This window comes from Bifidobacterium pluvialisilvae (genome assembly GCF_019331695.1).
GTDB classification, from domain to species: Bacteria; Actinomycetota; Actinomycetes; order Actinomycetales; family Bifidobacteriaceae; genus Galliscardovia; species Galliscardovia pluvialisilvae.
Window position 1 is genome coordinate 105519 of record NZ_JAHBBI010000006.1, and the last position, 21901, is coordinate 127419.

A 21901-nucleotide genomic window follows, 5' to 3' on the forward strand; every position below is an offset into this window, starting at 1 on the left:
AGATGAATCACGCAACGCCTTTGGATGAACAGCGAAAGTCGATTACGTAGTCAGACGACAGGATTGGAAACATCGGTGCCGACGGCGGCACCGATGTCGCGACGGGCATCGTTGCAGCCATGGGCTTCGAGGGTGTTGAGACGATGCTCCACCGAACGCAGGCTGCGGCGAATCTTTTCGAGCAGGAGCACCTGCTGCCTCATCAGCATTTCGATTTCGGCGAGGTGACGGCCGTCGTCGGTGTTTTCGGCCGAAAGATCGGCCTCCACCGGGGAGATGGCGGCGAAGTCGGACGGCTTGGCGACGGGTTCGGCGTTCGCACTGATGTCGACGCCGAGTTCGGCAGCGCGGTCGTGCCAGCGGGCGATGCAGCGTTCGATGCGCTTGCGTATGATCGAGGGGCCGAGGCCCGCTTCCCGGAAGATGCGCGTAGGCGAGTCGCCGGCGGCGTACCGCTGCACTACGTAGCGCTTGAACGTGTCGCTGTAGTAGATTCTGTCGCTCATCACCGATTCGACCGCGGGCAGCGATTCCAGATAGGATTTCATCTCCGAATCGATTTCCTTGTTGGCCATGGCGACGCTCCTTTGCATGGAAAATATAGGCGGGATTACACGGATGGGATGAGGCGCCATCGATGGGATGGCGCTAATGGCACGGCACGAAGGCAGCGCACAGACGCCAGTGGCCAGGAATCCATCGGACTCCCGGCCACTGATGATTCATGATTCGCGGCCGATCAGGCCGGCTGCGGAATCATGCGATCAGGCGTTCAGCATGCGGCTGGCCTTGCGGGACTTGGCGAACACGGCGGCCGCGGCGCCGGCGAGCAGCACGCCGAGGGCTGCGAACAGGGCGATGCCGGCGGCACCGGTCTTCGGCAGCTCGGTGATGTTGCGCACGTTCTTCACGGCGTAGGTGTCATCGTCGGTCTTGCCGCTCAGGCTCGGGGCGAGGCCCCAGGCGTCGGCGCCCTCGAAGTCCGTGGCCTCTCCGCCGGAGATGGTCACGTAGAACTTGGCCATGAAGTTGGCGAAGCCTTTCGGAGCCTGGGTTTCGGTGACGAGGTAGCGGCCGTCGGCGAGGCCCTTGAACTCCACCTTGCCGTTCGCGTCGGCTTCGGCCTCGGCGTTGGTCGGGGTCACGGGCACGACGTCGTCGGTGTCATCGTCATCGGCGGCTTCGATCTTGAACCTGGCGCCGTCGAGGGCGTTGCCCTGGGCGTCGGTCTTGACGAAGTCGAACTTGCCGAGGGTGAGGTTGGTGTGGTCCTTGACCTCGGTGCCGTTGTTGTTCACCGAGACGTCGTTGGTGACGGGGTCGGTGTCGGCAGTCACCTTGGCGGAGTAGGTCACGACGACGGTCTTGCCGTAGTAGGGCTTGGTGTTGTATTCGGCGTTGGCGAGCAGCTTGGCGAAGTCGATGGTGAAGGACTTGGCGCCATCGGCGGTGAACTTGGCGGCATCGGTCGTGTCGTCGTAGGTCAGGTCGTAGTCGGTGCCTTCGGTGACCTCGGTGCCGTCGACGGTGACCTTGACGTCCTTGTTCACGTCCTGGCCGGCGCCGGGCGTATCGACGATCTTGAAGGTGTAGTCGGCGAAACCGGTGGTGATGGGCAGCTGGGTGGTGACGGTATAGTGCACGGTCTGGCCGGTGGAGACGGTGTTGTCCTTGTCATCGGCGGTCTTGGCCACGGTGGTGATGTGGTTCTTGAGGTTCACCTCGGCGGCGGTCGTCGGGTCGGTGATGACCTTGTTGGTCTTGTCGAGCGTGCCGGAGGAGACGACCATGGCGGCGGACTGCGCGGTCAGGACCTTGGCATCGTTGTCCGTCGAGGAGGCGGCGGTGTCGAGGAACAGGTACACGCCGGCCGGCAGGCTGACGGTCTTGGTGTTGTCGGCGTCATCGGTCAGCGTGGCCTCGGTCAGGTCGGTGGCGGCCAGGGCGTTCTTCAGCGCGTCGGCGAACTTGCGGGTGGTGCCCTCGTTCCACGGCTTGGCGGCGGACTGGTTGAGGCCGCCGGTTTCGAGGCCCATGGCGTAGGCCATTGGATCGACGCCGGTCGGAACGGTGATGCCGGCGGTCTTCAGCGCGGCCTCGATGGCGGCACTGTGGCCGTTCACCGTCTGCACGCCATAGGCGGAGGCGGTGGCATCGGCGGTGTTGGCGTCGTACTGCACGTAGTCGGCGAGCTTGTAGTAGCTCAGCGAGCGGTTGCTCCACTGGGCGGCGTTCTCCACCGTGAACTTGAACGTGGCGTTGCTGGTCACCACGCCGGTGTTGGCGTCGGCGTCGACCGCGTTCGCGGTGGCGCCGCCGAGGGCAAGACCGCCGAGCAGCGTGGCTGCAGCGGCGATTCCTGCGAAGAGCTTCCTCATCTTCATGAGTTCTCCCTTTCTGTCTTCCTGTTTGGTTGTTGCTGTTCTGCAATCGCGGAGGGCTCCGGCCCGTTCAGGAGCCTTCCCCGATCCGCAAATCCTGTTTGGTTATGACGAGCGGCTGTGACCGCTCACGCACCCACCCTTTTATTCTAGGAGCCTTAACCCCCCGAAGGGCGTTCAACCCCCTTAGAGGCTGATGGTCTGGTGGCGTCGCCTCCACTCGCGGTAGATGCCGCCGGACAGCAGGCCCATCACTGCGAGCGCCGCGCCAAGCAGCAGCCAGTTCATGGCGGTGGTGCCACCGGTGAACGGCAGCGCTGCGGTCTCGGCGTTCGTGTTCACGAACATCGGCGGCACATCGTCGCCGGCCAGTGCGGTGCCGTCGGCGGCCGTGTATGCCACGGCGGCCTTCAGCGAGCCGTCGTCCTGCAGCGTCACGGTCACCTTGGCCTTGTACTGGCTGGAGTCATAGAAGAGCTTGTTCGTGGCGTTGTAGTGCCGGCCGTTCACGCAGTCGCTGGCGGCGTCGCCGGTCAGCTCGCACAGCGTGTAGGTGAACGTCCTGGATTCGGCGCCCTCGAGGTCGGTGGTCGTGTATGTGATGTCGCCGAAGTCGGAGGTCACGTGCCGGTACGAGTCGGAGCCTTCGAGCCCGTCGCCGGTCGTCTTGTCGACGGTCACGGCGGCGTTCTTCGGGGCGGGGACGTTCGCATCCTGCGAGGCCTTGATGGTGAAGCTGTCGCCATCGGCGGCGCTCTTCCAATCGCGGCCCTTGATGGCCTTGCGGAACTCGAACTTCGCGACCGTCTTGTTCGGCTGGTCGGCGATGCGGGCCATCACGGAACCGGTGACGAGGGCATTGAGACGCTTCTCGCCCAGATCGACGCGGCCGACGCCGGGCTTGCCTTCGGCATCATCCTGCGTGGTGGTCGGCATGAGGTAATCGGTGTCGGTCACGTACACGAGGTTGCCGCCGTCGGTGCGCGGCTCGTACTGGAGCACGGTGTTGGGCGAGCTGCCGTACTTCACGCGAATCGTGGTGTCGGCGTCGGCCTCGGCATTGTCCACGACCTTGCCGTTCACCACCTTCGCTGTCTTCACGCTCTTGCCGGTGGTGCCGCCGAACGCAATCGAGGAGTTCTCGTCCTCCGCGCTGGAGTACAGGCCGGCCTTCAGCTTCAGCCAGGTGAGCGTGCCGTCCACGGAGCCGGAGGCGCCGTAGGTCGCCATGGTCTTCACGAGGTTGCCCACGCCGCGGACCACGGTCACGCCGTCGTCCTTCTGGCCGGCGTCGGCGAACACGCCGTAGTCGTTGATGACGACCTTCACGGGCCTGGTGTTGAGCTGGTAGCCCTTCGGCTGTTTCGTTTCCACGATGTAGTAGGTGGAGTCGTTGCTCAGCATCACGCCGTCGTGGTTCGGGAACGTGCCGTTGCCGTTGAATCTCGGCACCACGAGGCCGGCTCCGTTGGTGCTTGTCGACCTGTGGTCGGCCGTGGTCAGCGTGTCGACCGGCTGGCCGCAGGTCCGCTGCACCGTCTCGGCGGACGTGGCGTCGCAGTCGGCGTTGCCGGTGGCCTTGTACAGCGCGAACCCGGCGCCGTTGAGCGGGTTGCCCTTCTCGTCGGTCTTCTGCACGGAGACGGCGTTGCGGATGTTCGTCACGTAGAGCTTCACGGCGAAGGTGCGGGTGAACGACGCCTTGCCCTCGTCGGCCAGCAGATGCGTGTTCTCGGCGGTGACGCTCTTGGAGTCACCGGCCGAGGACCAGTAGAAGCCCACGGAATACTTGGCGGCGTCGCCGTCGCCGCTCCAGTAGTAGTAGTCGCGGATGTCGCCCGGCAGGTCGCTGAGCAGCACGTCGTAGGATCCGCTGGACGACATGCTGAACGTGTGCGGGCTCTTCCTGAACGCCTGCATCACGGCGGGCATGTCCGCCTCGCCGCCCTGGTTCTCCGAATCGGTGACGTTCCAGCCATCGATCTGGTTGCCGTAGATGCCGCGCCACTTGCCGTCGTTGTCCTTCTGGAACACCACGGCGAACAGCGTGCCGTTCTTGAGATCGTCTTCGTCAAGCGAATGACTGGTGCCATTCTCGGTGTAGTACATGTTCTCCGCGTCGGGAGCGGACACCTGCACCTGGGCCATGGCCAGGGAGCCGGTGTCCCATGCGTTGCCGTCCGCACTGGATGTGCTCGGATCGCTGACGAGCACGCCGGTGTCGATGCTCGTTCCGGCGCCGGTGGATTTGTTCTTCTCGTATTTGAGATGCATGTCGCCCGACTGCCGGTAGCCGTCCGGAACCTTCGTCTCCCGGAGGATGAAGTGGTCGGTGCCGTAGTCCTTGACGACCTCGTCCATGAAGATCGGGGCGCCGGTGGTCTGGTCGACGAGGTCCAGATCACCGTTCTCGTCGGTCTTGCCCGAGGCGACGGCGGCCCTCGTGTCGCGATACGAGGCGTCGGTGGTGTACAGGGTGAATTCGGCGCCCGGCACGGCCTTGCCGGCCTGGTCCACCTTGACGATGTTGCTCTCCGGAGCGGTGACGAGGTTGAACTTCAGGGCCATGTCGGAATCGAGGTGGCCACGCTCCATGTAGAAGAACTTCAGCGTGTGGTACGTGTCGTCGGCGAAGGTGTCGCCGCGCCAGTTGGCGGCGTTGCCCGTCTTGCCCGCGGCGGCGTACAGCTTCTTGAGCGTCGTGGTCTCGGTGGAGCCCACCACCTGGTTGTTCTTGTTCAGGGTGGCGCGGGTTACCGTGCCGTCGTGGAAGTTGATGTTCAGCGAGGAACGGTCGTGGACTCCGCCGAGGTCGCCCACGAGCACGTCGTCGATGTACACCCAGACGTCGTCGTCGCCGGAGAATTCGTAGGTGACGTCCTTGTTGGTGCCGTCGACGGTGCGTCCGTCGTTCTTCTGCACGAATCGGCTGTTCATGCTCAGGCCCATGTAGTGGTTGAGCGCGGGACCGGCCGACTTGACGCTGTCGTTCATCACCAGGTTGCCGGAGGAGTCCGTCACCGGCCTGCCTTTGGACGTCTTGAACACGTCGGCGGCCGTATTGAACGGGAAGAACTGGCCGGGGGCGGTGTTGGAGCTCGTGTTCACGGCCTTGCCCTTGTACAGGCGGAACGAGTTCGAGGACTTGTCGTAGGAGGCGAAGTTCTTCTGGCTGTCGTACGTGTAGTAGCCGTCCTGCAGCTGGAACAGGCCCTTCACGTTCGTGTACGAGCGCTTGCCGTTCTGCGCCGACGTGTTGAACAGGTACGCCAGCGACTCGTCGCGCAGAAGGCCCGTGGTGGTCGCGCCGGCCTTGAGCTTCGGGAAGCCGTCGTCCAGTGTGTTGTAGACCATGCCGGAAAGGTAGTGACCGTTCGCCAGAGGGGCCTTGTTCCTGGTGGAGTTGTACTTCTTGTACATGTCCATGTCGCCGCTGTAGTCCGGATTGGTCTTGTCCCAATCGGCCTTCGACCAGCCGGCCGCATCGCGGTTGAACTGGAGCTGGTGGCCCTTGTTGATGCCGGTCTTCCAGTACATGCGCGGGTAGTACTGCGCATCTGCGGCGTTCTCCGAATACCACCAGTAGCCGAACAGGTTCGTGGTGGTGCCGGCCGGGTTGCGCACGTCGTCGGTCTCGATGTAGTCATCGAAGATGCTGTTGTCCACGCCGGTCGTCGGGCGCTTGCAGTTCGGCTTCGAGTTGAATTCCGTGTTGGGATTGAAGTCGTCGCCCGTGTATGCCTTGCAGTCGACCAGTTCGGAGTCGGAATGCTCGGCATCGTCGGCGGCCGCAACCTCGGTGTCCTTGGATTCCTTGGACGACTTGGACTCCTTGGACGACGCCTTGGTGCCGGCTGCGTCGGAATTCCCGGCATCGTTCGTCGTCGTGTCGGCTGACTTCGTATCGTCCGGCTTCGCGGCGGCCTTGTCATCCGTCTTGGCGGAGTCGCCGGTCTTCGTGTCGGACGGCGTCGCGGCTTCCGTAGGAGTCGCGGAGGCGTCGGACTTCGTGGAATTCGTGGCATCATCGGTGGCCGACGACGTCGCGCCCTGCTGGGCGTCCGCCGTCTGACGGCCCGTCGCCTGCCCGGACACCGTCTGCTGCGATTCGGATGCGTACGTACTCGCCGCGGCCACGCCGGTGATCGCCATGGAACCCAGCGTGCAGACGGCTACCGTCGAGGCGACCAGCGAACGCCACGAGCTTTTGGGCTTCAGCGAACGCCAGAAACGCATACCCTCCCCCCGAGAGGATGTACTCTTCGGAAACTTCATACCGACCTCTTCCGTCTTCTCTCTGCGAAAACCTCAAAAACCTACTGCGAGTATGACTTCGTCGGCATTGATACCCACGGACCGCGAAATCCCCTCGCACAAAGACCGAGTATACCCACCCCACCCGATTGTCGGGAGGAAATCTCATTCCACGAAGTCCGTATTGTCTTACATAACATTGACGTCCCCCGACATATGAAATTCTCCCACCACCCCCCATTGCGAAATCGACCACACGTCATTCCCCCTGATTCATCAAGGCGGCGAAGATGGCCATCACGGCACACCGAACGAATATCGTTGCATTTGCTGGGAAATCCATCGTCATTGATGAATCTTCATCGAATCACGGCCGCAATACGCACTACCCCACATCCACCCTTGGAGGGAATACGTCATGAAACCATATGCACGACACGCCCGCATTACGGACGCCGGATACGAATCGTGCCCGAACCGCAGAACGGTTCGGGCACGCGACGACGTTTATATCATCGTTTTTCTTTACATCATCGTTTCAATCCCCGATACATCAGCCGATGTATCGGTACACGACGATCAGTACACACGACGCGGCTGGAAGCCGGCGTCGCGCAGGGCGGCGAGGATCTCGTCGATATGATCGGGGCCGTTGGTCTCCACGGTCACGCCGAGCGCCACGGCGTTCGTGTAGTGGTTCGACGCCTTGAACTGGTCGTGGTCCAGCGCGATGACGTTCGCGCGATGCTCGGCGAGGAGCGTGGCCACCTTCACCAGCTGACCCGGCGTATCGGGCAGGTCGACCTCGAAGTTCATGATGCGGCCGCGGGCGATCATGCCCTTCTGGATGACGGCGCCCATGGTGACGGTGTCGATGTTGCCGCCGGAGACGATCGGCACGACCACATGCGGGCCGGGGGCCGCGGCGAACTTGCGCGAGCGCAGGTTCAGGTGCTCGAGCGCGGCGAGCGAGACGGCGCCGGCGCCCTCCACCACGAGCTTGTGCTTCTCGAGCATGAGCAGGATCATCTCGTTGATGTCACGCTCGGTCACGGTGACGAGGTCGTCGAGGAACTCGTTGAGCAGGGCGAACGTCAGGTCGCCCGGATGCTTCACGGCCACGCCTTCGGCGGAGGTCATCACCTGGTCGGCCTCGACCACGCGGCCGGCGCGGAACGAATTGAGGAACGCGGGGCTGCCCTCGGGGATGGCGCCGATCACGCGCACCTCGGGACGGAACGTCTTGATGGCGAGCGCCACGCCGGCGCCGAGACCGCCGCCGCCGAGCGGCACGACCACGTCGGTCACGTCCGGCACGTCGTCGAGGATCTCCAGGCCGATGGTTCCCTGGCCGCACAGCACCTCGTAGTCGTCGAACGGCGGCACGTAGATCATGCCCTCCTGCTCGCTCAGTTCACGGGCCTTGGCGGCGGCCTCGTCGAACACGTCGCCGTAGAGCACCACGTCGGCGCCGTACGCCTTGGTGGCGTCGACCTTGAGCGGCGGGGTGATCTGCGGCATGCAGATGGTGGCCTTGGCGCCGCGTTCACGGGCGGCGTAGGCGACGCCCTGCGCGTGGTTGCCGGCGGACGCGGTCACGATGCCGCGGGCCAGTTCCTCTTCGGAAAGCGATGCGATCTTGTTGTAGGCGCCACGGATCTTGAACGAGCCGGTGACCTGCAGGTTCTCCGGCTTGAGCAGAATCTTATGGCCGGTCATGGCCGACAGCGCGGGGGATTCGATGATGCGGGTGTGCCGCGCGGTGCCCTTGAGTCGCTTCGCTGCGAGCTTGAGCTCCTCGGCGTGGTCGCGCTGCAGATTCTTGAGTACGTCTTTCTGATCCATGGGGTTCATCTTAGGGCGCCGCATCAACAACGAGAGCGGTTTTCGCGGGGGTCGTCCCGCAATTCGGGCAGCGGGCGCGAAGCCGCGCCGCGTCGACCGCGCACTAATGCAACGAAGGATGCCGCCCCCTGGCGAACTCGTGCAGCGAACGCCAAAGAACGGCAAGAATCAATATGGTCATCGCGATCACTTCACCACGGAATCGGCATCCGATGCGGATTCCCCGGTCACATCGTCGACCGGCATGGTGACGGTGACGTGAATCGTCCGCGGCGAAGAGGCCTGCGAGGAAGCCATGGCTCTCGTCGGTCTCGCAGGCACGGCGGCGAAGAACCTGTCCGCCACGAACCGGAAGATATCGATCCGGCTGACCATCATCTCGTCCATCGCGCTCATCTCCCCTCATATTTGAGTCGCGCAACGTCGGCCAGCGAATCCCCGACCACGAATCACAACAACCACGAATCGAATCGCCAGTTCACGAATATTCACGAATCGTGAATCACAGCCCATCGTCGGATTCATGTCCGCCGTTGTGATTCACAACCTACGAGGGAAAACCACAGTTCCCGTTGCCCCTCGGTTTCGCCGGTGTTACCGATATCGGGCCGTTCAGCGGAGCATTCACCGCTTCCCGGCGAAGAAATCGGCGAGCAGCGCACGGCATTCGGGTTCGCGCACATCGCCCACCACCTCGGGCATCGAACCCACATGCGGGTCGCGCGGCACATCCCACACCGAGCCGCATGCCCCCAGCTTCGCATCCCACGCGCCGAACACCACACGACCCACATGCGCCGTCAGCACCGCGCCGGCACACATCGGGCACGGCTCCAACGTCACCACCAGCGTGCAATCGCTCAGATTCCAACTCCCCCGCGCCAACGCGGCCTCACGCATCGCCTCCACCTCGGCATGCGCCAGTGGATCGCCGCCCTCCTCGCGGCGGTTCCGCCCACGGCCGATGACCGCGCCGGACGCATCCACCACCACGGCGCCCACCGGCACATCGCCGTGTTCGGCCGCCTCGGCCGCCAACGCCAGCGCCTCGTCCATCATCCGCCGATCCCTGATTCGCCGATATTCGCCACACATGCGCCCAACTCTACCCAACACGGCTCACCCGGCCCGCCAGGTCTCCCCCAATCGGCTTCCCGATACGGCGGTTCCGATACGGCGGTTTTACGGTCCGCAAACGGCCCCACCGTCGATTTCAGCCCCAAACCGGCTCCATCACGACGAATATCGGCGGACAAAACCGCAAAACTCGCATCCCGACCGCGCAAGGCAGCGTGTACGCACCATCCCACCCACTAAGCTGAACAGTATGACTATGGAACTGCATGTTGTCTCCCACCCGCTGGTGGATCATAAGCTCACCGTGCTGCGCGACAAGAACACGCCGTCCAGCACCTTCCGCGAACTCGTCACCGAGATCGTCATGCTCGAAGCCTACGAGGCCACGCGTGACATTCTCGTCGAGGACAAGCCCATCGAAACCCCGGTCGCCCCCATGGTCGGCAAGCAGCTCGCCAACCCGCGCCCCATCATCGTCCCGATCCTGCGCGCCGGACTCGGCATGCTCGACGGCATGGCCAAGATGATCCCCACCGCCGAAGTCGGCTTCCTCGGCATGAAGCGCGATGAGGAAACCCTCCAGATCATCACCTACGCCAACCGTCTGCCCGACGACCTCACCGGCCGCCACGTCTTCCTCGTCGACCCCATGCTCGCCACCGGCGGCACCATGATAGACGCCATCCACTACCTCGCCGAGCGCGGCGCCCGCGAAATCACCTGCATCGACGTGCTCGCCGCCCCCGAAGGCCTCAAGCGCCTCGAGCAGGAAGTCGACCCCGCCATCAACTTCAAGGTCGTCGTCGCCGCAGTCGACGATCACCTCAACGACAAGGCGTATATCGTGCCGGGTCTCGGCGACGCCGGCGACCGCCTTTATGGCGTCGTCGATTAATGGAGCGTCTTCCGCGTTGCAGAGGGTTCGACATACCTTATGTACGCCTTCACCCTCTGCACCTTGAAGACACACACATTAATCGACGTCGCCCCCAGTAGGTGGCACGCCTTCAGCCGGGTGGGTGGCGGCTGCGCCGTCGCAGCGGATTAATGCGTGTGGCCTCTAGGCGCGGACGGTGAAGGCGTACAAGAGTACGTCGAACCTTCCGCAACGACGAGGACGCTCCATTAATCCACTACACTTGGGCCCTATGCGAATCGACATCATCGGCGTGGGCAAGATCAAGGAACGTTATCTGCGCGACGGCATCGCGGAATATGCCAAGCGTCTCGGCCGCTACTGCAAATTCAACATCATCGAGGTGGCCGACGAGAAAACACCCGAACACGCCAGCGACGGCGTCGAACGGCTCATCAAATCCAAGGAAGGCGAACGCATCGCCAGGCACCTGCGCGACGACGCCTACGTCATCGCCCTCGCCATCAACGGCAAACAGCTCTCATCCGAACGGTTCGCAGCACACATCAACGACCTCGGCCTGCATGGCACCAGTCATATCCAGTTCGTCATCGGCGGCTCCATCGGCCTCGACGACGCGATTCTCAAACGCGCGGACTATCTGCTCAGCTTCTCGAAGATGACGTTCCCGCATCAGCTCATGCGCATGGTCCTGGCGGAGCAGATCTACCGCGCCTACAAAATCAACGCCGGCGAACCCTACCACAAGTAGGTTCGCCGGCGACGGACCGGCTACACCCCCGGGACGAAGGCCTCGAAGATCATATAGTCGAAATACTCATCGGAACGTTGGAATTCCAACGAACTACGCACGGTCCACGACACGGTCTTCGCGCCAAGCTTGCGGGCGAAGCGCACCTGCGGCAGGTCGCCGCCGTGCCAGTCGTACGCCACGAAGTCGGGACGCCCAAGCCAGTTGAACGCCAGCAGACCACACAGCCATTCACGCCAGTCGCCCTTGCCGAACGCGACGTTCTCGGCAAGCTGGCCGCGGTTCACCGACGGCCGATGCTTGCGATACCAGTTCACCGCGCCCGGGTGGAACGATTCGACCACGTATGCGCCGGGATACGCCTGCAGCAGTTCGTCGCCCTTCTCCATCAGCTCCTCGGCGGCGTCATCCCAGCCGTAGTCGTCGAACTTGTATTCCACGATCAGCGGCACACGGCCGCCGACGACGTCCAGCACGTCGGAGAACAGCGGCACATGCTGGTAGTAGCCTTCCGGCCGCTCGTCCCACCTGCCGTCGCCGCGCGCCACGGCCGTCGCGTCGCCCGACTTCGCCGGCGCGGGGAACAGCGGGATGTTCTTCAGCTCCTCATACGTCAGGTCCTTGATCCTCCGCGGATCGCCGGCCACACGCTTCAGGTCGGCGTCGTGCACGACCACGACCTGTCCGTCGCGGGTCAACTGCAGATCGAGTTCGATGCCGTAACCGGCCACGCATGCCGCCGCGAACGACGCGAGCGAATTCTCCGGCGCCACCGGCCCCTCGAACGATTCGTCGGCGTACCCGGCCTTGATGGCGCAGCGGCGCGCCAGGTCGACGTAGGCGCAACGCTCGTTCACGGTGCCGACGTCGAGCCCCGAACCGGCGTCGTGCAGACCTCGGTGCGCGTACTTCACATGCGGGATGGCCGGCACCTTGTTCTGCCGGGAGTCGATGAGCGAACGCGGCGCCAGTGCCCACGCGCCGATGCCGGCCGCCACGCCGCCGGTGATCGCCACGCCGGTGATCGCGGTTCCGATTCCACGCCTTCTGACCAGTCGTTTTCCAGCCACTGCGTTCTCCTTTGCACCTCGTGTTTCACGCCTTGTCTTGCGCCATGCGTCGCACTGCCGCAATGCCGTACGCCGATTCGGCACCGACGCCGTCGCCTCACGGCATGCGTCGTAACCCAACCGAACGGTTTTCCCGATACAGTGTGCGGCTAGAACTCAGTCTAGTTCGGATTCCGGTGGTTTCGTCGGCACCGAATCAGACAAAACAGGCGCATATGACGATTGCAGGAATATTGCAGGAATGCCGTTGGGCAAGGGAGGCGTTGATGCTCAGCACATTGGATATGTTCTCCGTCGGTATCGGACCGTCGTCGTCGCATACCGTCGGCCCGATGCGGGCCGCCTGCGCCTTCGTCTCGTCGCTCGTCGAGCGCGACCTGCTGGCGAAAACCGCCCGCGTGCATGTGACGCTGTACGGCTCGCTCGCGCAGACCGGCCTTGGGCACGGCACCGACCGCGCCGCCCTCGCCGGTCTCGAGGGCAAGCAGCCCGAGACCGTCGACCCCGACGACGTGCTCCACGATCTGGACCGCTGCTCGGATTCCGGCCGTTTGCTGCTCGCCGGCACGAAGGAGATTCCGTTCGACCGTTCCGACATCGAATTCGACACCTGGCATGCGCCGCGCCTGCATCCGAACCGCATGCTGTTCCGCGCGCTCGACGCCGACGGCCATCTGATCGTCGAGGACGTCATCTATTCGATCGGCGGCGGATTCATCGCCTATGAGGACGAGCTGCAGAGCAAGGTCCGGGGCAAGGGACGCGGCGGCAGCGGCAATGCCGGAGCCGGGCACAACGACGACAACGCCGATGACAACGGCGTGACCGTGCCGTTCCCCTTCTCCTCCGCCGCCGAGCTCATCGCCATCTGCGAGCGCGAACGGCTGTCGATCGCCGACGTGGTGTGGCGCAACGAGGCCGCGTTCCGCCCGGAGGAGGAGACACGCGTGAGGCTGTATTCCGTGTGGAAGACGATGCGCGACTGCGTGCGCAACGGCTGCACGAGCACGGAGCGCACGCTGCCGGGCGGGCTGCATGTGCCGCGGCGCGCGGCGACGGTGTATCAGCGGCTGAAGCCGCGCAGCGCCGATATCTTCGACGGCCACACCGACCGCAATATGCTGCTGTCGCGCGCGTCGGACGCCGAATGGGTCGATCTGTTCGCGTTGGCCGTGAGCGAGGAGAACGCCGGCGGCGGCCGTATCGTCACGGCGCCGACGAATGGGTCGGCGGGCATCATTCCGGCGGTGCTGCATTATTACTGGTGGCTGGTCGACGGCGCGAATCCCACGGGGGTCGTCGATTTCCTGCTTACGGCGGCCGCGGTCGGGTATCTGTTCAAGCGCAATGCGTCGATTTCCGGCGCCGAGGTGGGGTGCCAGGGCGAGGTGGGGTCGGCCTGTTCGATGGCGGCGGCCGGATTGTGCGCCGTATTGGGCGGCACGCCGAAGCAGGTGGAGAACGCGGCCGAGATCGGCATCGAACATAACCTCGGCCTGACGTGCGACCCCATCGGCGGCCTGGTGCAGATTCCGTGCATCGAACGCAATGCGATGGCGAGCAACACGGCCATCAATGCGGCCCGTATGGCGTTGCTGGGCAACGGCTCGCATATCGTGTCGCTGGATTCCGCGATTCGTACGATGAAGGAGACCGGCCTCGATATGAAGAGCAAGTACAAGGAGACGTCGCGCGGCGGCCTTGCCGTCAACGTCACCGAATGCTGAATGTCATACGGCCGGGTCGCGAAAACCATTTTCCGTCAGAGGGGCATCACGGCCCCGGCACACCGCACGCGTCGTCGCCGCACGGACACCCCCTCCCTCGTCGATTTCCGCCCACGCCGGCGGAAAACAAGGGAAAATCAAGGAAAAGCTGTAAGGAACGGACACCGCCGAAGAGAAAACAACCCCTTTCGTTTACAATGACGATGAACGAAACTTGAGAAAGCATGGGAATGACTGCAGTAGAACCACCTCATTCTGGCACGCGCAAGACCACTTTGGCCGAAGTTGCGGCTGCGGCCGGGGTTTCGCTGGCCACGGCCTCGAAGGCTCTGAACAATCAGCCGCGCGTAAGCGATGCCACACGACGACGGGTTCAGGAAGCTGCGGAAAAGCTGTCATACATTCCCAATGCGCAGGCGCAGTCGTTGATTTCCGGACGTACGAATTCGATTGGCGTCATCACATCCGATCTGACCGGCCGCTTCTGCACGCCGATCCTGCTGGGCGCCGAGGACGAGTTCGGCGTCACCTCGAACACGGTGCTGCTGTGCAATGCGCGCGGCGATGCGCTGCTCGAACGCAATCATCTGTCGTTCCTGCTGTCCCGCAACGTCGATGGCCTGCTGATCGTGGGCGACGAAACCGACCCGCGTCCGCATCTCGACGTGCCGGACAACGTGCCGGTGGTCTACGTGTACGCGCCGTCGGACAACGCGGACGATTGCTCCGTCGTATGCGACAACGTCGAGGCCGGCGAGATGGCGGTGAATCATCTGCTGTCGTGCGGCAAGCGCAAGATCGCCATCATCGGCGGCAGCGATACGACGCCGAACGCGCATAATCTGCTGCTGGGATCGCCGAGTTCGGCGCAGGCCCGTCTCAACGGCTCGCTGAAGGCGTTGCATGAGGCCGGATTGGAGCCGGCGGGCCCGGTTCGTTTCTCGCAGTGGACGGAATCGTGGGGTCGCGCGGCCACACGACTGCTGCTGGACCAGAACGTGGATTTCGACGCCGTGGTCTGCCAGTGCGACGGCATCGCCCGCGGCTGCATGGACGTGCTCAAGGAACGCGGCATCAGCATCCCCTCGCAGGTGGCGGTCATCGGCCACGACAACCGCGATATGCTGGCGCCGGACGCCGACCCGCCGCTCACGAGCATCGACAACTGCCCGGAGGAACTGGGGCATGTGGCGGCGCGTGCGCTGATCGACGCCATCAACGGGCGGCCCCATCACGGCGTGGAAAGCATTTCGTGCCGTCTGGTCCAGCGCGAATCCACCCTGCCGATGTAAAAATCACGCTCCAACCGCATTCGGGTTAGAGAAGCAGAGGGCCGGATATATGATTGCCGACCGTAAGCTTGGGAGGCGAAGCCTCCCGGCCGAACGGCCTTGAGTGTGTCGGTAATCATATATCCGGCCCGACCTATCCGACGAAAATCAGATGGTCCTCTGCCATACGCGCATCTGGCCCTCGCCGCGGTTGGCCCATGCGTAGTACGGGATGAACTTCACCGTCGCGGCCTCGGTCTTCTGGGAGCCGGCGGGCAGGTAGAGGTCGTCGGATTCGTCCTGGATCTCGCGCACGCCCTGTTCGGTGATGGTGCCGACGCCACCGAGGAGTTCGGGCTTGAATTCGTAGGTGCCGGAGCCGGGCTTGATGGCGTAGAGCCACAGGTCGCCGTCGTTGTCGGCGGATTCGGCGGTGTAGACGAGCGGGCCGCGGGTGACGGCCACGCGGCCGGCATCCTCTGCCACGCGGGTGTTGGCACGCAGCTCCTTGACGGTCATGTCGAGATCGAGGGCGATGTCGGTCTTCTCGCTGGCGATGGGCAAGTACACGAAGCCGTCTTCGGGCTCCACGCTGGTCTCCTCGCCGTTGACCGCGAGCGTGAATGCGCCCTTGGACCATGCGGGGATGCGGATGCCGAAGCGGAATTCGGCGCCTTCGGGGTTGTCGATGGTGAATTCGACGTGGCCCTCCCACGGGAAGTTGCTGCGCTGCTCGATCACCACGCCGCCCTGGAACGTGGCCTTGTTGGCGATGAACTGGTCGGCGAGGATGGTGCCGTCGTCCTGCACCGCGTAGATGTAGCGATCCACGGAGGCGATGAGTCGCGAGAGGTTGGCCGGGCAGCAGGCGCAGGCGAACCAGCCGGCGCGTTCGGCGAGCACGTGGCGGAAGTCGGGGTTGCCCTTGAGCTTGCGCGGGTCCACCTCGAGCGGGTTGACGTAGTAGAAGTGGCGGCCGTCGAGCGCCATGCCGGCGATGGAGCCGTTAAACAGCTCCTTTTCGAGCACGTCGCCATATTCGCCCTTGGGCTCGAGCTCGAGCATGCGGCGGGCGAAGAAGCTCATGCCCACGGAGGCGCAGGTCTCGCCATATTCGGCGTCGTTCGGCAGGTCGTAGTCGTAGGTGAACGACTCGCCTTCCTTGGTGGTGCCGATCTGGCCGGTGACGAACATGCGCTTGTGCACGACGCTCTCCCAGAACGTGTGGCAGGCCTTGAGCAGGCTGTCGTCGCCGGTGAGGCGGGCGATGTGCGCCATGCCGGTGCACAGGTACATCACGCGCACGGCGTGGCCCTCGGCGTCCTGCTGCTTGGTCACGGGCTCGGCGGCCTGGTAGTAGGTGCGGGGCAGGTACTTGATCTGTTCGAAGAAGTCGCGGTCCCAGCCGTCGGCCTTGTTCTGCTTGTCGTAGAACTCCGGGTCCTTGCCGCGCACATGGAGGAACCAGCGGCCGAGTTCGGCGTACTTGCTTTCGCCGGTGACCTCGGCGAGGCGGGCGAGCGCGAGCTCGATCTCGGGGTGGCCGTCGGCTCCGTGCACCTTGCCGGCCTCGTCGCCGAAGTGCTCGCCGATGCAGGCGGCGATCTTCCTGGCGATGTCGAGGGCCTTTTCGTTGCCGGTGGCCTCGTAGTAGGCGACGCCGGCCTCGATGTAGTGGCCCATGGTGTAGAGCTCGTGGGACTGCTGGATGCGGGCGAACTTGCGGTCGGGCCACTTGATCTGGAAGAAGGTGTCGATGTAGCCGTCGGGCTGCTGGGCGGCGGCGATGAGATCCACCACGCCGTCGGCGATCTCCTTGAGGTCGGCGTCGTCGTGGTCCTGCAGCGCGTAGGCGGCGGATTCGAGCCACTTGTAGACGTCGGAATCCTGGAACGGCATGCCGTGGAACTTGCCTTCGGCCTGGTCGGCGGCGATCCTGAGGTTTTCGACGGCGTAGCTGAGGGTGTCGCCGGTGGTGGGGTTGCCGCCGGGGTCGAGCGGGAGGTCGACCTCGATCTGGTTGGTGATGACCTGCCACTGGTAGGGCAGGACCTTCTTGGCGACGAGGTCGCGGTAGTTCTTCCAGAATGCGGAGGTGACCTCGACCTTGGGTGCTGAATACGTCATGGATGTTCCTTAAATATCTGCCTTACTTGGCGGCGGCTTCGGCCTTGGCGTGACGCTCGGCGAGCTCGGCCTTGATCTGCGGCTCCATCTTCTCGAACTTGCGGTAGAAGCACATGATCACGCCGACGATGATGTACACGATCACCGGCAGCCAGATGAAGCAGAAGCTGATGGCGGACTGCGCACTGGCGGACTGCACTTCGAGATTGGCGTCGTAGCCGGCGGCGCCCATGATCTCGAGCGGGAGGAAGGCGCCGAAGCCGGAGCCGACCTGGATGCAGAAGGCGGAGCCGACGGCGGTCAGGAAGCCTGCGGCGTGGACGCCGGTCTTCCATTCGCCGTAGTCGACGGTGTCGGCGAGCATGCCGAACGGCATGCCGATGGCGATGGCGGCGCCGAGCACGCCGACGGTCCAGAAGATGACCAGCAGCGGCACGTTGTGGCCGGCGAGCGGCATGAGGGCCTGGCCGAGTCCGCCGATGATGAGGCCGATCTGCATGGTGAGGGTCTTGTTCTTCAGCTTGTTGGCGAGGATCGGCATGGCGATGGTGCCGACGAGGCCGAGCACCTGCACGCCGTTGAAGATGGAGGTCAGGTCGCGGTTGTTGAGCACGTACTGGGCGTAGTAGGTGGAGACGCCGTTACGGGTGGACTGGGCGACCCAGTAGATGACGAAGGCGACGACGAGGATGATCCACGGCCAGTTGCCCTTGGCGGCCTTGAGGGAGTCCTTGAGCGGAATCGGCTTGTTGAGTTCCGGACGGTAGTTGTGCTCGGTGAGGTTCTTGAAGGAGAAGAGCAGCAGGATGATGGCGACGATGCCCCAGATCGCGGTGACGATCATGAAGCCGGTCTTGTCGCCGCCGCCGAACTTCACGCCGAAGAAGCCGACAAGCGGGATGGTGAAGGACGAGGTGATGAAGGAGCCGATCTGACCACCGGCCATACGGAAGGAGTTGGCGTTGTTGCGCTCAACCGGGTCGTCGGTGAGGTTCGGCAGGATGGCGGTGATGGGCGTCTGGATGCCGGTGTACACGGCGCCGGCGGCGAGGATGTACGTGATCAGCGCGTACCAGAACTTCGGGGCGCCTTCCGGCAGGCTCGGGGCGGTGAAGGCGATGAACACGGTGACGGCGAACGGAATGCACAGCCACAGGAACCACGGACGGCTCTGGCCCCACTTGGTGTTGGTGTGGTCCACGATCGATCCCCAGACGACCGCGGAGATGGCGTCGGCGAAGCGCGCCACCAGCAGGATGGTGCCCGCACCCAGGGCGCCTGCGGCCGGGATGTGGAACACGTTGGTGTAGAAGTACATGATGTACGACGAGATCGTCACGTACAGCAGGTTGCCTGCCATATCAGTGAAGGAGTATGCGATTTTCTCCCTCACAGAATGTTTCACTGAGGAGCTAACGTTGCTGCTCATAGTTTTCTCGCTTTCGTTGCGAACGTTTGTCGAAAATCATATTAATTATTTTCGCGTTTGCGAAAAGCCTTTTCCTTTTGCTATCATGACAAAGTCTTTTGAGATATGACACTGCCCGACGCCGCGCATCACGCCTTATGATAGACCGCGCATGCACCGGCGGACAACGCGGAAACCGCCGGAACCTTGCCGCTCAGGTGCGCAACCGCGTGCGCAACGGTGGATTCGACGGAATCATCCGACGATGCGGCACCGACCGGCGGCAGCGTCATCTCCGGCAGCGACCCGACCGTTCGAAGGAGCACCTATGAACAGCGAATTCATATCGATATCGTGCATTCCGTCGCCGACCTTCATCGAAGGCGACTACGCGGTGTTCCAGCCGGGCGACCGGCACCCCGACCGCAGCACGCTGCCGTATTTCATCTTCATCGTCGTCACGCACGGCCGGCTGTTCATCGCCGAGGACGGCAACAACATGACCGTCGACGCCGGCGAAAGCGTCGTTCTGCTGCCGAATCATCATCATTATTCATGGAAGTCGACCGCGGAGACCACGGAATACTACTGGCTGCACTTCGCCGCCACCAGCGCATGGGACGTCGGGCCGCAACCGACGCCCATGCGCTCGTCGATCGACGTGCCGATCCTGCATTATCACACGCCGCAGCCGACGATGTATCTGCTCAGACAGCGGCGAATCGAGGAGCCGCAGCCGTTGTATTCGCTGTTCAACCGCCTGTTCTCCGCCAGCACGAGCGCGATGCGGAACAATTTCTGGCCGACGCAGCAGCTGTTTCTCGACGTATTGCAGACCGTGCAGATCATGGGCGAGGAGGAGTCGACCACGTTCCAGCTGGCCGAAAAGGTACGTCGCCATCTCGATGACCATTTCAGCGAGAACGTGACCTCGGCCACGCTTTCCGAGGCGTTCCATCTGCACTCGAGCTACATCATCCGGTCGTTCAAGGCCGCGATGGGCATGACGCCGAACGAATACCTCATCGCCTACCGCATGGAGCACGCGTACAAGGCGCTGTCGAACACCGACATCCCCGTGCAACGCGTGGCCGAAATGATCGGCTATCCGAACGCCAGCTACTTCTCCACGCTGTTCCGCAAGCACTACGGCATGCCACCCAGCACGGTGCGGTCGCTCAACCTCGTCCACACCGGCGCCCAGCCGCACCCGGTGGACGTCTGATCACGTCGCGCCCTGCCGCACAATGAAAAAACGCCGGTCGTCGCGGAACGACCGGCGTTGAGAACCACGCGAAAACGCGCGCGGACAAGCAGATAGGAGCGTATGCCGATAATCGGCGGCGGATCATCGTGCGGTGATCTGCAGGATGGTGCGTCGGTACGGCGACGGCTCGCGCACGCGGCGCACGCGCTGCACCTCGATGACCTCGCCGTCGGCACCCGCCTCGAACACGACGTTGCCCTCCATACGGCGACGCAGCTGGCGGTTCTGCCGTTTGAGCTGGCGGTTCTCCTCCATCAGCTGGAGAATCCTCGTGATGCCGGCGAGATTGATGGACTCCTCCTGGCTCATGCGCTGAGCCTGGGAAAGCCTGTCGATGTCACGCAGCGAATAACGTCGGGCCCCGCCCGGCGTACGCTGCGGCACGATCAGCCCAAGACGGTCGTACTGCCGCAGCGTCTGCGGATGGATGTCGGCCAGTTCGCCGGCCTGTCCGACGCTGAAGATCGGAAAATCGACGTTCAGACCGAGCTCCTCGGCGGCGTCAAGACTGACGCGCTCGGCCACGAGGGCCTGGGCGCACATCGTGTACGCCTTGCGAAGCTTCGGTGCGATCCTTGCCATAATCGATCACCGCGTCTTATTCGCCAAGACGTTCGGACGCGACGCGATCGGCGAAATCGCTGCTGGCGGCGTCGAATTCCTTCAGCGTCTTCTTCTGCTTGAAGCCCAGGCCCTCGGGCACCTGAATCATCACGCGGCCGACCAGGTCGCCGTTGCCGCGCGGGCTGGCCACGCCCTTGCCCTTGAGACGGACCTCGGCGCCGCTGGACGAACCGGCGGGCACCTTGAACGTGACGACGTTGCCGTCGATGTCCTTGGCGGAGACCTTGCCGCCCAGCGCCGCCTCGGCGACGGTGACGGGCAGGTCCATGACGATGTCGCGGCCCGACATGCTGAACTTCGGGTCGGACTTCACATGCACGGCCAGGTACAGGTCGCCATGCGCGCCGCCATACTGGCCCGCGTGGCCCTTGCCGGCCAGACGAATCTTCTGGCCGTCCTTCACGCCGGCGGGGATATGCGTCTTGAACTTGCCGCCATCCACGCTCAGCGAGACCGTGGCGCCCTTGACCGCCTGACGCAGCGTCAGGTTAATCTTGGAGTTGCGGTCCTTGCCACGCACCGGCTCCTGCGGTTCGCGATAGCTGCTGCGGCCGCCGCCGAATCCGGCGCCCGGACCGCCCGCGCCGGCCGCGCCGCCGAACGCCTGGAAGATGTCGTTGAGATCGGGGCCGCCCTGGCCGCCCGTGGAGAAGCGGATGCGCGAGGAGCCCTGCGGGCCGCCCGCACCGCCGCCGAACATCGAACCGAAGATGTCGGAGAAGCCGCTGGCGTCGAAGCCGCCCTGGCCGGAGCCGCCGGCGAAGCGCGCGCCGCCCATGCCGAACTGGCGGATGGCGTCGTACTTCTGACGCTGCTCCTTGTTGTTCAGCACATCGTAGGCCTCGGAGATGTCCTTGAACTTCTCCTCGGCCTCCTTGGTCTTGTTGAGATCGGGATGGTACTTGCGGGCCAGCTTGCGGTAGGCCTTGGTGATCTCCTCTTCGGAAGCGTCCTTGGAGACACCGAGGACCTTATAGAAATCCTTGTTCAGCCATTCATTCTCAGCCATCTCCATGTCTCCTTTCTAAAAGAATCTGATGTATTGATATTTCGTTTCCAATGCTGTGGTCGAGGGAGGGCGGCATACATTGCGCGATACACTCAAGGCCGTTCGGCCCCGCGTCCGGACAAGCCGGCCGCTAGCCTACGATCGCGCAACGTACGCCGCCCTCCCTCTTAGGTACAGCCGCATTCACTGCAATGTTCCTTTGCCGGCAATCCA

At 63.7% G+C, this 21901-nt stretch carries 16 protein-coding genes; 5 read left to right on the forward strand and 11 right to left on the reverse strand.

Annotation, left to right across the window (positions count from 1 at the left end; all coding sequences use genetic code 11):
* Positions 1–50: 50 nt before the first annotated feature.
* The 5 genes from KIH77_RS06295 to KIH77_RS06315 form a co-directional block, all read right to left on the reverse strand.
* Positions 51–575, reverse strand: a complete 525-nt coding sequence (locus tag KIH77_RS06295; RefSeq protein ID WP_163200526.1) for a transposase — start codon at positions 573–575, stop codon at positions 51–53.
* Between the two features lie 189 nt (positions 576–764).
* Positions 765–2384, reverse strand: a complete 1620-nt coding sequence (locus KIH77_RS06300) for a SpaH/EbpB family LPXTG-anchored major pilin (RefSeq protein WP_163200525.1) — start codon at positions 2382–2384, stop codon at positions 765–767.
* A 183-nt stretch (positions 2385–2567) separates the two neighbouring features.
* Positions 2568–6617, reverse strand: coding sequence for a SpaA isopeptide-forming pilin-related protein (locus tag KIH77_RS06305; RefSeq protein WP_219100243.1), 4050 nt, complete (start codon positions 6615–6617; stop codon positions 2568–2570).
* 597 nt (positions 6618–7214) lie between these two features.
* Positions 7215–8480, reverse strand: coding sequence for a threonine ammonia-lyase (gene ilvA / locus KIH77_RS06310; protein WP_163200523.1), 1266 nt, complete (start codon positions 8478–8480; stop codon positions 7215–7217).
* 624 nt (positions 8481–9104) lie between these two features.
* Positions 9105–9536 (reverse strand): nucleoside deaminase, encoded by a 432-nt coding sequence (locus KIH77_RS06315; protein ID WP_163200597.1) that lies wholly within the window; start codon positions 9534–9536, stop codon positions 9105–9107.
* A 277-nt stretch (positions 9537–9813) separates the two neighbouring features.
* Here KIH77_RS06315 and upp point away from each other — a divergent pair, with 277 nt between their 5' ends.
* Positions 9814–10452 carry a uracil phosphoribosyltransferase gene (gene upp / locus KIH77_RS06320; RefSeq protein ID WP_100511686.1) on the forward strand — a complete coding sequence of 213 codons (639 nt, stop codon included), beginning with the start codon at positions 9814–9816 and terminating at the stop codon, positions 10450–10452.
* Positions 10453–10705: 253 nt separating this feature from the next.
* Positions 10706–11185 carry a 23S rRNA (pseudouridine(1915)-N(3))-methyltransferase RlmH gene (rlmH, locus tag KIH77_RS06325; RefSeq protein ID WP_163200522.1) on the forward strand — a complete coding sequence of 160 codons (480 nt, stop codon included), beginning with the start codon at positions 10706–10708 and terminating at the stop codon, positions 11183–11185.
* Between the two features lie 20 nt (positions 11186–11205).
* Here the strand turns inward: rlmH and KIH77_RS06330 are convergent, their stop codons facing one another.
* The gene (locus tag KIH77_RS06330) at positions 11206–12222 is read right to left on the reverse strand and encodes a glycerophosphodiester phosphodiesterase family protein (protein ID WP_163200596.1); all 1017 of its coding nucleotides are present in this window, start codon (positions 12220–12222) and stop codon (positions 11206–11208) included.
* 299 nt (positions 12223–12521) lie between these two features.
* Here KIH77_RS06330 and KIH77_RS06335 point away from each other — a divergent pair, with 299 nt between their 5' ends.
* Both KIH77_RS06335 and KIH77_RS06340 read left to right on the forward strand, forming a co-directional pair.
* On the forward strand, positions 12522–13982 hold the full coding sequence (locus KIH77_RS06335; protein ID WP_163200521.1) for an L-serine ammonia-lyase: 1461 nt from the start codon (positions 12522–12524) through the stop codon (positions 13980–13982).
* 230 nt (positions 13983–14212) lie between these two features.
* The gene (locus tag KIH77_RS06340) at positions 14213–15274 is read left to right on the forward strand and encodes a LacI family DNA-binding transcriptional regulator (protein ID WP_100511690.1); all 1062 of its coding nucleotides are present in this window, start codon (positions 14213–14215) and stop codon (positions 15272–15274) included.
* A 147-nt stretch (positions 15275–15421) separates the two neighbouring features.
* On the opposite strand, the gene KIH77_RS06345 is transcribed toward KIH77_RS06340, so the two are convergent.
* The 3 genes from KIH77_RS06345 to KIH77_RS06355 form a co-directional block, all read right to left on the reverse strand.
* Positions 15422–17380, reverse strand: coding sequence for a glycoside hydrolase family 127 protein (locus KIH77_RS06345; RefSeq protein ID WP_163200520.1), 1959 nt, complete (start codon positions 17378–17380; stop codon positions 15422–15424).
* Positions 17381–17402: 22 nt separating this feature from the next.
* The gene (locus tag KIH77_RS06350) at positions 17403–18809 is read right to left on the reverse strand and encodes an MFS transporter (protein ID WP_219100244.1); all 1407 of its coding nucleotides are present in this window, start codon (positions 18807–18809) and stop codon (positions 17403–17405) included.
* A gap of 128 nt (positions 18810–18937) precedes the next feature.
* Positions 18938–19114, reverse strand: coding sequence for a hypothetical protein (locus KIH77_RS06355; RefSeq protein ID WP_219100245.1), 177 nt, complete (start codon positions 19112–19114; stop codon positions 18938–18940).
* A 2-nt stretch (positions 19115–19116) separates the two neighbouring features.
* Here KIH77_RS06355 and KIH77_RS06360 point away from each other — a divergent pair, with 2 nt between their 5' ends.
* The gene (locus KIH77_RS06360; RefSeq protein ID WP_163200518.1) at positions 19117–20013 is read left to right on the forward strand and encodes a helix-turn-helix transcriptional regulator; all 897 of its coding nucleotides are present in this window, start codon (positions 19117–19119) and stop codon (positions 20011–20013) included.
* A gap of 123 nt (positions 20014–20136) precedes the next feature.
* Here KIH77_RS06360 and KIH77_RS06365 read toward each other — a convergent pair whose 3' ends face one another.
* A complete protein-coding gene (locus KIH77_RS06365) occupies positions 20137–20637 on the reverse strand; it encodes a heat shock protein transcriptional repressor HspR (protein ID WP_100511694.1) in 501 nt (166 codons plus the stop codon).
* A 16-nt stretch (positions 20638–20653) separates the two neighbouring features.
* A complete protein-coding gene (locus KIH77_RS06370; RefSeq protein ID WP_100511747.1) occupies positions 20654–21688 on the reverse strand; it encodes a DnaJ C-terminal domain-containing protein in 1035 nt (344 codons plus the stop codon).
* Positions 21689–21901: the final 213 nt, after the last annotated feature.